The 12,931-nt window shown below is 70.2% G+C and carries 9 protein-coding genes; 2 read left to right on the top strand and 7 right to left on the bottom strand.

The annotated features are described in order from the left end of the window. Nucleotides 1–74: 74 nt before the first annotated feature. A complete protein-coding gene (locus tag ASD84_RS09470) occupies nt 75–965 on the bottom strand; it encodes a hypothetical protein (RefSeq protein ID WP_156391721.1) in 891 nt (296 codons plus the stop codon). 68 nt (nt 966–1,033) lie between these two features. Next, nucleotides 1,034–1,423, bottom strand: a complete 390-nt coding sequence (locus tag ASD84_RS09475; RefSeq protein ID WP_082573250.1) for a GIY-YIG nuclease family protein — start codon at nt 1,421–1,423, stop codon at nt 1,034–1,036. 252 nt (nt 1,424–1,675) lie between these two features. Between ASD84_RS09475 and ASD84_RS09480 the strand changes: the two genes are divergently transcribed. Continuing rightward, nucleotides 1,676–3,796, top strand: a complete 2,121-nt coding sequence (locus ASD84_RS09480) for a putative bifunctional diguanylate cyclase/phosphodiesterase (RefSeq protein WP_082573251.1) — start codon at nt 1,676–1,678, stop codon at nt 3,794–3,796. Then, the gene (locus ASD84_RS09485) at nt 3,793–4,590 is read left to right on the top strand and encodes an HDOD domain-containing protein (RefSeq protein WP_156391723.1); all 798 of its coding nucleotides are present in this window, start codon (nt 3,793–3,795) and stop codon (nt 4,588–4,590) included. The genes ASD84_RS09480 and ASD84_RS09485 overlap by 4 nt, the downstream gene beginning before the upstream one ends. Before the next feature lie 12 nt (nt 4,591–4,602). Here the strand turns inward: ASD84_RS09485 and ASD84_RS09490 are convergent, their stop codons facing one another. The 5 genes from ASD84_RS09490 to ASD84_RS09510 all read right to left on the bottom strand — a co-directional run bounded on the left by ASD84_RS09490 (nt 4,603) and on the right by ASD84_RS09510 (nt 12,887). Beyond that, nucleotides 4,603–5,481, bottom strand: coding sequence for a transglutaminase family protein (locus ASD84_RS09490; RefSeq protein ID WP_056709442.1), 879 nt, complete (start codon nt 5,479–5,481; stop codon nt 4,603–4,605). Next, complete coding sequence (locus ASD84_RS09495; RefSeq protein ID WP_056709443.1) at nt 5,478–7,982, bottom strand: circularly permuted type 2 ATP-grasp protein; 2,505 nt, start codon at nt 7,980–7,982, stop codon at nt 5,478–5,480. The genes ASD84_RS09490 and ASD84_RS09495 overlap by 4 nt, the downstream gene beginning before the upstream one ends. Further along, the gene (locus ASD84_RS09500; RefSeq protein WP_056709445.1) at nt 7,979–11,338 is read right to left on the bottom strand and encodes a DUF2126 domain-containing protein; all 3,360 of its coding nucleotides are present in this window, start codon (nt 11,336–11,338) and stop codon (nt 7,979–7,981) included. The genes ASD84_RS09495 and ASD84_RS09500 overlap by 4 nt, the downstream gene beginning before the upstream one ends. 104 nt (nt 11,339–11,442) lie before the next feature. Next, the gene (locus ASD84_RS09505; RefSeq protein ID WP_056709447.1) at nt 11,443–12,489 is read right to left on the bottom strand and encodes a DUF4878 domain-containing protein; all 1,047 of its coding nucleotides are present in this window, start codon (nt 12,487–12,489) and stop codon (nt 11,443–11,445) included. Beyond that, entirely contained in the window at nt 12,486–12,887 is a 402-nt protein-coding gene (locus tag ASD84_RS09510; protein WP_056709449.1) for a hypothetical protein, read from the bottom strand. Before ASD84_RS09510 ends, ASD84_RS09505 begins: the two co-directional genes overlap by 4 nt. Between the last annotated feature and the right edge of the window lie 44 nt (nt 12,888–12,931).

Here is a 12,931-nt window from a genome sequence, read left to right on the forward strand (position 1 = left end):
TGGTCGAGGAGGTTGCACAGCAACCGTCTCGAGGCCACTGGATCAACGAGCGACCTGTCGTCGCCTGCGCCAGCCTAGGAGGCCCGCAGCGACGGCCGAGCTGCGACCTCAGTAGTCAGGTACGGGCTCGGGCCATCACCCAGGCGCGGATGGAGTCCTGCTCCCGATGCAACCTGCAGGCCCTCAACGCAATCGACGCGACTGCCCACGTACACGTGGTAGTCGTAGCCGACGTTGACGTAGAAATCCAGATCCTCAGAGCTCCACCAGTATCCAGATCCTTGCTCCTCGCGCAGCGCTGCACGGACCTGGTCGAGCAACTCGTCAAGTCCGATCGTCGAACTGCGGTCGGACTCGACTCGAAATCGGGTCGCCCCAGATTCGACCGCCATGGCGCGTAGGGAATCGAGATGCGCCCTTTCGGTGGCGAGGTAGTCATCCATGGTGAAGACGATGCCGTCGAACTCTCGACCGACATCACTGATCGCAGTCCAGGAACCATCGTCGTAGTGACCGTTGACCGAGCGGTCCGGGTCGTACTTGATCAGGTGGCAGTGGAACGGAAGAGCACGCAGACCTTCCACCATGAACTCGTGCCACCAGCGGAAGATCGACAGGGGCAGCCAGCGGGTGAGATGCCCCCACAATTCCTCGATTGACTCATCGGTGAGGAATGAGCCCGGCGCAAATCGGTTGTTGTTTCTCAGGCGGCGCGCGAACACTTCACGGTCGTCACCCATCCAGAGGCCAAGCACGATGGATTGGGCCTCTGAGTGATAGTCCAGCGCACTGATCGGGTAGTCGTTGGCGACGCCGTCGGGGTCCCAACGGAACAGCAAGAGCTGCGCCAATTCCGCGTATCCGTGGGCGGACGACCAGCGTGCGAATTCATCCTTGGTCAGGTCATGAAGGCGCACGACTGGAATGTCCGCCACTCCTTCGTCCTCTCGACCACTGTCATCCACGCGCATCACCTTGCCACGCGCCGCCAGGGGTCTCGAGACGGTTGCTGCGCAGCTCCTTGACCAACGGGTCAGCCACCGCTGGTCTCACGGCCCGTCTCGAGCCCCTCACCCTCTGCGACCTCCGGCGACCAACGGTCGACTCGGGCTTCCTCTTGGGCTCGCAGTCGCGCGGCCGTTCCGGCGTACCCACGACTGCCCAGTCCCGGCAGGTCGGTGAACCGGCCTTCGATGAGCGCGATCCGCTTGGCCCTCCCCCAGCCCTGGACCTGCTTCTCGAACAGGTACGCGTCCGTGGTGCGTTGGAAGTCACCCGCCCACACGAGCTCCACAGGACGGCGACGGCGCGTGTAGGCAGCACCCAGCCCCGCGTTGTGTTCGGAGATGCGCCGCTCGAGGTTCCCGGTGCTGCCGACGTAGAACGAGCCGTCGGAGCACCGCACGATGTAGGTCCATGGCATGAATGAACGGTCGCCCGCGCCCGGCCGACGAGCAACTGCGTCTGCACCGGGCTGTGGATGACCGCGTGATCGGCTGCCGGTCCGGTGGTCTCGAGACGGTTGCTGCGCAACCTCCTCGACCAACGAGAGGCACGCGGTGCTGCTCAGGTCCGCGCGATGAGCGCCGATGGGAGGTCCATGCGTGGGGCGACCCCCCCTCGGCGGGTCACCGATCCGGCGGCCCCGCACAGGATCCACCGGAGCGAGGACGGCATGACCCTCAACTCGTCGTCAGGCCGTGCCGCTGAAAGCGGCGCGGGTCGTCGGCGACCCCGCGACGTCGTGGCTGCTGTACTGCACGCCGCTGCCGCGGACCCCGATGTCGCGCTGATGGTCACCGAGCTCGACGAGGAGAACCCGGAGCCGATCATCAGGTGGAGCAACCTCGGGACCACCGTGTTGCTCGGCCTGGCCCGCTCCGACCTGGACGGCGAGCCGCTGTCCGCGTTCGTGACCACGCCTGACGGGGAGTCGGTCACGACGCTGTACCGACGCGAGCGACCCACCACGACGTCCGTGACGGTGCGGACAGCGGTCGGCGAGGCCGTGGCCTGCCGGATGAGCGCCGTACCCGCCCCGGACGGCAACCTGTGGACGCTGCAGATCCAGCCGGCCCAGACCGACCTGGAGCTCGCCCTGCGCGCCTCGGCCGACGCCCACGAGCGGCGGTTCAAGGTGCTGGCGGAGCGGTCCCCCGTGCCCACGATGATGTCGGAGCAGGGGATGCGCCTGGGCCACGTCAACGACGCCCTCTGTGCGCTCCTCGGCGTCCCCGCGGACAAGCTGATCGGTACCGGCTGGATGTCGTACGCACACTGCGAGGACCTGGAGCTGATCACCGACACCGTCGTGGCCGTCCTGTCCGGACAGGAACGCGAGATGCAGGCCCGTTTCGTCGACAGCCACCGCCGCGTACGCCACACCGACGTCCGGTTCACTCCCCTCCACACCCCGGGACTGGGTGACGGGTTCGTGGCCACCCTGGAGGACGTCACCGAGCGGCGGGCCTTCGAGGAGCAGCTCAACCACCAGGCCACCCACGACTCCCTGACCGGCCTGCCGCGTCGCGCCCGGTTGTGGGACCACATCACCGAGGCGATGAAGGAGCCCGACGCCGACCTGACCTGCATGTTCCTCGACCTGGACAACTTCAAGTTCGTCAACGACAGCCTCGGGCACAAGGCCGGCGACGCACTGCTGGTGGAGGTCGCGCACCGCCTCACCGGAGCGGTGCGCCCCGGAGACCTCGTGGCACGTTTCGGAGGCGACGAGTTCGTGGTGGTGTGCGGCACCGGGTCGTTGGATGCGGCACTCGAGGTCGCCGACCGGATCCTGCGGGTGCTGTCCGACCCGGTGGTGCTCGACGGTGTCGAGATCCGCCCCAGGGCCTCGATCGGCGTGGTGCTGCGCGGGCCTGACCACCACTCCGCCGACGACCTGATCCGCGACTGCGACATCGCGATGTACCAGGCCAAGTCCAGCGGAAAGGGACGACTCATGGTGCTGGACGAGGACGCTCGCAGCGCTGCCCAGGACACCCTCGCCCTGGTCTCCGACCTCCGCCGGGCCCTCGGCGCGGGCCAGATCACCCTGAACTACCAGCCGATCATGAGCTACGGCGGCGAGAGCCCCCAGCTGGTGTCGGTCGAGGCGCTCGCGCGGTGGCACCACCCGGACCGTGGCCCGGTCCCGGCCGAGACGTTCGTCAGGCTCGCCGAGGAGCACGGGATGGTGCGGGAGCTGGGCGAGGTGGTCCTCGACCTCGCCTGCGCCGCCATGGCCGAGTGGCAGCACCTTCTCGGGCCGCTCGCACCACCGCACGTCAACGTCAACCTGTCGGCACTCCACATGAACGATCCCACGCTGGTGCAGACGGTGAAGCGGACTCTTCGACGGTTCGGGCTGCAGCCCGGGCAGATCTGCCTGGAGATCACCGAGTCGGCGCTGATGAAGGATCCCGACACCGCCTCGATGATCCTCGGTCAGCTGCGCGACCACGGGGTGCGCGTCGCCATCGATGACTTCGGCACCGGGTACTCCTCGCTCGCCTACCTCCGCCGCCTGCCCGTCCACTACCTCAAGGTGGACCGCTCCTTCGTGGCCGAGCTCCAGGACGGCCACATCGCCGTCGCCCAGGCCGTCATCAGCCTGGCGCACAGCCTCGAGCTCGGTGTGGTCGCGGAAGGGGTGGAGACCACGTCCCAGATGCAGATGCTGGAGGAGATGGGCTGCTCGCTGCTCCAGGGCTACGGCATCAGCCGTCCCCTGAAGAGCCCGGACTTCGTCGACTGGTGCCGGGCCGGCTACCCCGCCGCGTTCGCGAGCGTGCCGTGAACACGGCCGGCGTCGACGTCGACGCCCTGCTGACCGGCCTGGACCAGATGGCGTCCCAGCGCCCGGTGGCGGCACAGATCGTGGCCACCAGCAACAACGACAACACGGGGGCGACGGAGCTGGCAGCCATCCTCGGCGCCGACGTCGCGTTGGCCGCCAAGGTGATGAAGCTGGCCAACTCTGCCTACTTCGGGTTGTCGGGGAAGGTCACCGGTCTGCCCTTCGCGGTCACCGTCGTGGGGTTCAACACCGTGAGGGCGATTGCGACCGTCTCGCTCTCCGGCATCGACAGGGCAGAGGTGCTGCCCGCCGGGTTCTGGGACACCTCGATCCACCTGGCGGCCGCCGCGGGATCACTGGGGCCGGCGTTCCAGGAGACCACCGCCGACGCGATGTGCCTGGGCCTGCTGGCCCAGCTGGGCGCGGCGCTGCTGCACCACAACGACGTCGAGGGGTACGACCAGCTCGTGGCCACGACGAGCCTCGGCCAGGAGCGCTTCATCGCCGAGACCTGCCGTTACGGCATCAGCACGCCGCAGGTGACCGCGGAGGCGTTGCAGCAGTGGCACTTCCCCGCACCCATGGTGGGTGCCCTGCGTGCGGTGCAGGCCGGTCCCGAGGGTGCCCTGTTGCGTACGGCGTACGAGGTCACGGCGCGCCTCCTGGAGCCCGGCCACAAGGTGGTCTCCATCGGCGGGTTGTCGCAGAACAGGATCCCGGACTCCCAGGCAGCTGCGCGGCTGGCCGCGGTCCGTGCCGACGTCAAGGCGCTGCGCGCGGCGCTCGGACTCTGAGCCTGCACGTCCTCACAAGGGGGCGACGTCGACGGAGACCGCGAGCTGCGACTTCTTCGCCTCGGTGAAGATGACGCCCTTGAGGGGCGGCACGTCGCCGTAGTCGCGCCCCCAGGCCAGGGTGACGTAGCGGTCGTTCTGCCACTGGTCGTTGGTCGGGTCGAGGGCGAGCCACTCCTCCCCGCCGAGCCAGACCGCGACCCAGGCGTGCGAGGCGTCGGCGCCCACGATGCGTTCCTTGCCGGGCGGGGGTTCGGTGGCGAGATAGCCGCTGACGTAACGGGCCGCAAGGCCGTGGGCGCGCAGCGCGGACAGGGTGAAGTGGGCGAAGTCCTGGCAGACGCCGGCCCGCTTGGCGAGGATCTCCGGGACCGTCGAGGTCACCGTGGTGGCCGTCGCGTCGTAGTCGAAGTCCGCATGGATGCGGTGCATCAGGTCGGTGAGGGCCTCACCGATCGGTCGACCGGGGGCCAGCGAGGTCGCCGCGTAGTCGCGGGCACCCGCGTGGATCGGCACCGCTGTACTGGCGAGGGCGAAGTCCGTGGCCTGCCACGCGCCGGACTGTGACGGGTTGAGGAGGGGCCGCGGCAGCTCCCACGGCTGCCCCAGCTTGCCGTCGTCGACGATCGGTACGGCGACGTCGACCTCGCCGCTGCCCACGACCACCAGCTCCTTGTGCGGTGCGGTGACCTGGAAGTAGAGGACGGTGTTGCCGTAGTAGTCGGCGTCGCGGCTGATGTCACCGGGCTCCGGGGTGACCACGACGTCGTACGCGTCGACCTGCTGCCAGGGCAGGCTCCGCGGGACCAGGTGACCGATGCCGAAGCTGTCGGTGACGTCCTCGTCGTAGGTGTACGTCGTGCGGTGCTCGACGCGGTAACGGGTGCTCATGGTGCCGCCTCGGCAAGGGTGGGCATCACGCCGAAGACACGCGGCTTCGGGCCCGTGGCGAAGTGCAGCTCGTGGATCGCGTCGCCCAGGCGCTCGAGCTGGGCGGTGATCCCGTCGAGGAACGCCACGAGGTGCGGGCGCGCGACGCCGCCGATCGCGCCGAGGGCCGACACATCGGTCTGCTCCACCTCCGCGATCAGGTCCGCGAGCAGCCGCTCGGGACGCGTCGAGCCGGTGGAGGCCGACTGCGCCGCGAGGTGCTCGCGCATACGGTTGAGGCTGAACAACAGGGACCGCGGGTTCTCCTCGTCCATCAGCAACAGGTCGAGCACCCCCGACGGCCGGACGTAGTCGCGGTAGCGGCGCCGGTGGGTGACCGAGCTCTCCGCTGCCGTGAGTACGGCGGCCAGCACCTCCCGGTCGACGTCGAGACCGCGTCGCTCGGTGATGAGGCGGAGCAGGTGACACACCTGGACGCCTCGTTCGAGGTACCGCCCGACGCCGCCCATGTGCCACCCCGCGTCGCGAATCATGCTCGCCGTCACGCCCTGCAGCGCGAGGACACCGGTGAGCATCCGGCCGGCGGACTCGGCGACCTGGTGGCTGTGGGCCGAGCCCTGGAGCACCGAGGTCGCCCGCTCCACCGAGCCGAGCGCGCGCCAGACGTCGAGCGACAACTGGTCACGCACCTCGGTGAGGACGTCGCGCAGACCCTCGAGAGAGTGCGCGGCCGACCCGACCCGGGTCTCGTCGAGCAGGATCGACCGGAGATCCGCCTCGTCATCGTCGTGGACCTTGCCGGCGAGGCGGTGCACCCCGGACATCAGCACGTCGAGGCTGACACCGCCGGACGTGCTCCGCCTGCTGCGGTAGTCGGTGACGAGGACGTGCGTCGCGAGCACGAGGCGCAACATGTCCTCGGAGCGCTCGGCGTACCGACCGAACCAGAACATGTCGTCGAGCACGCGCGGGACGGTCGCGGGCAGCGACCGCACCGACGTCATCGGCATCACGTCCGTCAGTCCCTGGTCGGGCTGCGCCGTGTCGGCCTTGAGGACCCACACGTCCTTGCTGCCGAGCGACTTGTCGCCGTCGCGGACGTTGGCCAGGCCGCCCAGCAGCGGCCGGTAGGCCGAGCCGTAGCGAAGCGTGAAGGTGCGCAGCGTCATCTCCGCGGGCCGCGCCGTGCGGCCACGCCAGGTCGGCGACTGGGAGAGGGCGAACGGCTGCTGGCCGACGAACGCGTGCGGTCGGGCCAGCACCGTCAGCCGGATCCGTTCCGGCGATGCGCCCGCGAGGGTCAGGTCGGAGCCGTCGATGGTGCGCACGACCAGCTCGTCGAGGTGGTCGAGCACGTGGTCGAGGCCGTCCGGGTCGCCGCACCACCACGTCGGGACGGCCTGCAGCCGCAGGGGCTCGCCGAGCAGGTGCTCGCACGCGGCGGGCAGGAACGGCAGCAGGCCGGGGTTCTCGAGCACCCCGGCGCCGAGTCCGTTGACGACCCGCACCCTGCCCCGTCGTACTGCCTCGGCAAGGCCGGCGACACCGAGCTGTGAGTCACCGCGCAGCTCCAGGGGGTCGCTCCAGGCGGCGTCCACACGGCGCAGGATGACGTCGACGCGCTCGAGACGCTGCGGCGTCTTCATCAGCACCCAGCCGTCGCGCACGGTGAGGTCGCTGCCCTGGACGAGGGGGAAGCCGAGGTTGGTCGCGATCGACGCCTGGTCGTAGTAGGTCTCCGAGTGCAGGCCCGGGCTCATCACGACGACCCGCGGATCAGGGAGGTCACCGCCGGCCGACTGCAGCAGTGCGGAGCGCAGCGCCCAGAAGTACGGCGCCATCCGGTGCAGGTCGGCCTCGCGGTAGAGCTCCGGCATCACCCGGCTGAGGACGCGACGGTTCTCCAGCGCGTAGCCGAGGCCCGAGGGTGCCTGGGTGCGGTCGCCGAGCACCTTCCAGGTGCCGTCCTGGTCGCGCCCGAGGTCGGTCGCCGACAGGACGAGTGGCCGCGGGTCATTGGCCGAGGCACGCGCCATCACCCGGGAGAAGTCGCGGTGGCCCAGGACGACCGCCGCCGGCACGATGCCCGACGACAGCAGGGTCTGGTCGCCGTACAGGTCGGCGAGGACCGCGTTGAGCAGCTCGGCGCGCTGGGCCAGGCCGACCTCGAGGACCTGCCACGACGCGGCGTCCAGCACCAGCGGGACGGGGTCCAGCCGCCAGCGGGAGGGGCGTTCTCCCGGCCGGGAGTAGGTGACGCCGTCGTCCTCCAGGAACCGGGCGATCTCCTCGGCGACCCGCCGCATGTCGTCGGGGCTGATCTGGGTCGCGATCTCGGCGAGCCGCTTCCACGGCGCGCGCAGCGAACCGTCCGGGCCGACGACCTCGTCGTACCTCGGGCCGACAAACGGAGATTCGTTGTCGCCGCCCAGCTGATCAGTTGACCCCTGGGTGAGGGTCGGTTGGGTCAATCCCGCGGCGTAGTCGCGCAGAACGGTCACGGGCCGCTCCGGCCCCTCACCCTGCGCAGGTCGAGGGTGTGGGGATATTCGGTCGACGCGACCTCGCGAGCAGTACGACGAAGGGCAGCCACGTCGATGCGGCCGGCCGTGTTGCGGGCGGTCTCGAACCGGGCCGCGCGCCGTGCCTCGGCCTCCTGCGCGTTGATCGGCGGGTGGTCGTAGTTGCGGCCACCGGGGTGGACCACGTGATAGGTCGCACCACCCAGGCTCACGCCCGCGTCGAGATCAACCACGTCGAAGGTCAGCGGCGAGTCGACCTCGATCGACGGGTGCAGCGCCGACCACGGCTGCCACGCCTTGTAGCGGACGCCACCGTAGAAGGTGTCGCTCGCGTCGACGCGGGTCATGGGCACGGGAACACCCTGACACGTCACCAGGTGCCGATCGGGGTTGATTCCAGCAACGGTCACCTGGACCCGCTCGACCGACGAGTCGACGTACCGCGCGGTGCCGCCGCCCGTGGCCTCCTCACCGAGGACGTGCCACGGCTCCACGCCCTGGCGCAGCTCGAGGTGGATCGCACCACCACCGGCCGCGGTGAAGTCCGCGAAGCCGATCCGCGGGAAGCGGAACTCGGTGAACGGCGCCAGCCACGCGGGGTCGAAGTCGATGCCGAAGTCGGCCAGGTCGGCGACGACCTCGGCGATGTCCGCGATCGCACCCTGCGGGAGCAGGAAGTCCTCGTGCAAGCGGGTGCCCCAGCGGATCAGCGGCGTGGTCGACGGGTCGATCGGCCGGTCCCAGAACATCGCGACCAGGCTGCGCACCAGCAACGCCTGCACCAGGGCCATCTGCGGGTGCGGCGGCATCTCGAACCCGCGCAGCTCGAGCAGGCCGAGCCGCCCGCGCGACGAGTCGGGGCTGTAGAGCTTGTCGATGCAGAACTCGGCGCGGTGGGTGTTGCCGGTCAGGTCGGTGAGCAGGTGCCGCAGGGCGCGGTCGACCAGCCAGGGCCGGGGGCCGCCGACCCACTCGTCGTCCTCCTCCGCGACGTCGTCGAGGCTCGCGAAGCTGTCCATCAGCCGCGCCACCTCGGCGCACGCGATCTCCATCTCGTAGACGGCTTCGGGGCGGCCTTCGTCGAACCGCGGGGCCTGGCTGGTCGGGCCGATGAAGCGCCCGGAGAAGAGGTACGACAGGGACGGGTGCCGCTGCCAGTAGGTGATCAGGCTGACCAGCAGGTCCGGTCGCCGCAGCAACGGGCTGTCAATCGGTTGTGGCCCACCGAGCGTCAGATGGTTGCCGCCACCGGTGCCCGTGTGGAGTCCGTCGTGGTCGAACTTCTCGGTGGTCAGCTGCGCCAGCCGGGCCTGCGAGTAGAGGGTCGTCGTCAGGTCGCGCATCTCGGACCAGCTGCCGGTCGGCTGCACGTTGACCTCGATGACGCCCGGGTCCGGCGTGACGGACAACTGGACCAGCCGCGGATCGGGCGGTGGCTGGTAGCCCTCGAGCACCACCGGGCAGCCGACAGCCGCGGCGGCGGTCTCGACGAGGTGCAGCAGGTGGACGTAGTTCTCGAGCTCGCTGGTCGGCGGCAGGAACACGTGGATGTGGCCGTCGCGCTCCTCGAAGGCCAGGGCCGTCCGCTCCGCACCCTCGGGGTCAGCGAGCTCGACGGTCGGGATCTGCGCGACGAGCGGCTCGCGCGCCTCGAGGTACGACGGCTCGGCTGGTGCCTCGGGATCAACCCAGGCGATCGCGTCGAGCGGCAGGCGGAGGCCGACCGCGCTGGTGCCCGGAGTGAGGACGAGTCGCCCGCGACGGAACGTCCAGACCGGGCTCGTCCACCCGGTCTCGCCCGTCGTGAGCGGCAGCACCCAGCCAGTCGGCGTCGTCACGTCCGCATCCAGCCGCGCGACGAGGTCCTCGGTGGGATCCTCGCCGTCGGGCGCCTCACCCTCGGGCTTGCGCACGTGGTCGGCGAGAGCGGAGAACGGGTCCTCGAACGCGGGGCGCAGTTGCGAGTCGGGGAGGGCGAGCAGGCGGACGACCTCGCGGCCCAGGGCCTCGGCCCGTCTCGATACACCGATCGCTCGTTCCTCGCGATCGGCACTCGACGACCTTGTCTCCCACGGGTCGGCGAGCAGCGCCGGGTCCGACCACAGCGCCGTACTGTCCTTCAGCCACTGCAACCCGATGCTCCACCGCGGGAGCGGCTCGCCCGGGTACCACTTGCCCTGCCCGCGATGCACGACCCCGCCGCGGGCGTACAGGTCGCGCAAACGGTCGGCGAGGTCACTGGCCAGTGCCCGCTTCACCTCGCCGTCGGCGTCGGTGTTCCACTCCGGTGTCGACGCGTCGGCGATCGACACGAAGGTCGGTTCGCCGCCCATGGTGAGCCGCACGTCGCCGGCATCGAGGCGCTGGTCGACCGCGGCGCCGAGTGCGTCGATGCGCTCCCACTGGGCGGTCGTGTACGGCGCGGTGACGCGCGGATCCTCGTGGACGCGGGTCACGGTGTTGCTGAACCCGAAGGTCACCTCTGCGGGTTCGGTCGCGCCCTCGATCGGGGCGGCCGAGCTCGGGTGCGGTGTCGCGGACAACGGGATGTGGCCCTCGCCCGCGAACAGCGCGCTGGTGGGGTCCATGCCGACCCACCCGGCGCCGGGCAGGAAGACCTCGGTCCAGGCGTGCAGGTCGGTGAAGTCCTCCTTCGGGCCGGTCGGTCCGTCGAGGCCCTCGGTGGCGTACGGGTCCGAGGCCAGCTGAACGAGGTAGCCCGAGACGAACCGGGCGGCGAGGCCGTACTGGCGCAGCAGGCTCACCAGCAGCCAGGCGGAGTCGCGACACGATCCGATGCCGAGCTCCAGCGTCCGGTCGGGCGACTGCACGCCCGGCTCCATCCGCACGGAGTAGGCCACGTCCCCGTGCACCGCGTTGTTGAGCTCGGCGAGGAAGGTCACGGTCGGTACGCCGTCCGCGGGCAGCTCGGGGAGCGCGGCCTTCCACGCCGCCGCGGCGCTCGACTCCTCCACCGGACGGAGGTAGGGCGCCAGGTCGGAGGCGACCTCGTCGTCGTACGTGAAGGGGAAGCGTTCGGCGTACTCCTCGATGAAGAAGTCGAACGGGTTGATCACCATCAGGTCGGCCACCAGGCCCACCGTGATGTCGAGGGTCTCGACCTTCTCGGGGAAGACCAGGCGCGCCAGCCAGTTGCCGAACGGGTCCTGCTGCCAGTTGATGAAGTGGCCGGCCGGCTCGACCTTCAGGGAGTAGGCCTCGATCGGTGTCCGGCAGTGCGGAGCCGGCCGCAGGCGCACTACGTGCGGCGCCACTGCGACCGGACGGTCGAAGGCGTACGTCGTGCGGTGCTCGAGGGCGACCTTGATGGACATGACGATCAGACTAGAGAGGTGAACGCGACCGCGGGTTTCGGCAAGGTCACGACGTCGTCCCGGTCGGGCCGGTCGAGCGGGCAGAACGGGCCGAACGGGCCGCGCTAGTCGAACTCGTTGACCCGCCAGGAGCCGTCGACCTTGACCAGCTTGACCGTCGAGGAGTCCTTCGAGCCGTCGTAGTCGACCGCAACGGGCACGGTGGCCGTGCCAGCCGCGTTGTTCACGGTCGCGTTGCCGACGGTGTACTTGACGTGATCGGCGAAGTCCGACGGGATCTCACTGGCGTCGCACTCGCCCTCTTCCGCGATGTACGCCTCGGTGGCGAGGTCCTCCGCGGTCGCGCAGTCCCCGCTGACGATGGAGTCGAGGAACGCCTCGACAACGGCCTTCGGCTGGTTCGGTACGGCGTCCGCGGTGCTGGTGCCGCCGCCCGAGCCGGTCGAGGGGTCGACCGGGCCCGCGGACGGGCTGCCGTCGGTGGCGGACGGCGACGGGCTGGGGACGTCGGTGGAGGCGACCGCGTCGCCGTCGTACGACGCGACCAGCCAGGCGCCGTCGACCTGCTCGAGCTCGAACACGTAGTCCGAGGTCCCGGCCGGGCTGGTGAAGGTGACGGGCACCGTGGCAGTGTCACCGTCGATCGTGGCGTCACCGACCTCGGCGTCGACGTCGTCACTGGACAGCAGCTGGAATTCGTCCGACTGGCAGGGGTCCTGGGCCTTCGCGGCCTCGGTCAGGAAGGCAGTCGCGGCGTCGCAGTCGCCCTCCTCGGCGGCGTCGATCAGGTCCTCGACGACCTCGTCGGGCGCGGCGTCGGACGTCTGCGTGGTCTCGTCGTCGGCGCCGTCCTTTCCGTCGTCGTCATCGTCACCGGTGAGCAGCAGGACCAGTCCGACGACGAGTCCGACCAGGGCCAGCGCTCCCACGATCGCGAGCGTGATCCAGATGCCCTTGCCCGACTTCCCGCTGCCACCGGAGCCGGGCGGCGGGAACGGCGGCGGGAACGACGGCGGTCCGCTCGGGGGACCACTCGGCGGGCCGCTCGGGGGACCACTCACGGGCCCGCTCGGGGGACCGACCGGCGCCGCACCCGGAGGCGGGAACGGCGGCGGGGGGACGGCGCCGTACGGCTGGTTCGGGTCGCTCATGGATTCACCTGTTCGAGATAGTCGGAGAACCAGTCTTCCCACCCGGACGAATCGGTGGGGAAGGACGGCACGTCCGGGAAGCCGGTGGGGAGGCGGCTGGGGGGATCCGGCAGTCCCGGGTCGCTGGACAGCGCGGTCGTCGGCAGGTCGCTCGGGAAGTCGGACGGATCGATCGTCGGCACGTCGAGCGAGGACGAGGCCTTGTCCGCGGGCGTCGTCGTGCTGGTCGTGTCGCTCTCGTCGGTCGAGATGCCCTTCGACGCCTCGTCACCACCGAGGAGCACGATGCCCGCGACCACCGCGACGGCGATCAGCAGCAGCACCGCACCGACAGCGATCGCGATCCGGCCACCGCGGGTGATCCCGAGCTGCGGCTCGCTGGGCGTGGTTCCGGGCACCGGGGCTCCTGGCGGGGGGTCATCGGGAGAGAACGGGTCCCACC

The sequence above is a fragment of the Nocardioides sp. Root682 genome (genome assembly GCF_001427795.1).
Classification (GTDB): Bacteria; Actinomycetota; Actinomycetes; order Propionibacteriales; family Nocardioidaceae; genus Nocardioides.

Bases quoted from the DNA above. Each gene is read 5' to 3' on its own strand.
- ASD84_RS09475 (WP_082573250.1), bottom strand. From the start codon at position 1,423: ATGCCATGGACCTACATCGTGCGGTGCTCCGACGGCTCGTTCTACGTC.
- ASD84_RS09480 (WP_082573251.1), top strand. From the start codon at position 1,676: ATGACCCTCAACTCGTCGTCAGGCCGTGCCGCTGAAAGCGGCGCGGGT.
- ASD84_RS09490 (WP_056709442.1), bottom strand. From the start codon at position 5,481: ATGAGCACCCGTTACCGCGTCGAGCACCGCACGACGTACACCTACGAC.
- ASD84_RS09500 (WP_056709445.1), bottom strand. From the start codon at position 11,338: ATGTCCATCAAGGTCGCCCTCGAGCACCGCACGACGTACGCCTTCGAC.
- ASD84_RS09505 (WP_056709447.1), bottom strand. From the start codon at position 12,489: ATGAGCGACCCGAACCAGCCGTACGGCGCCGTCCCCCCGCCGCCGTTC.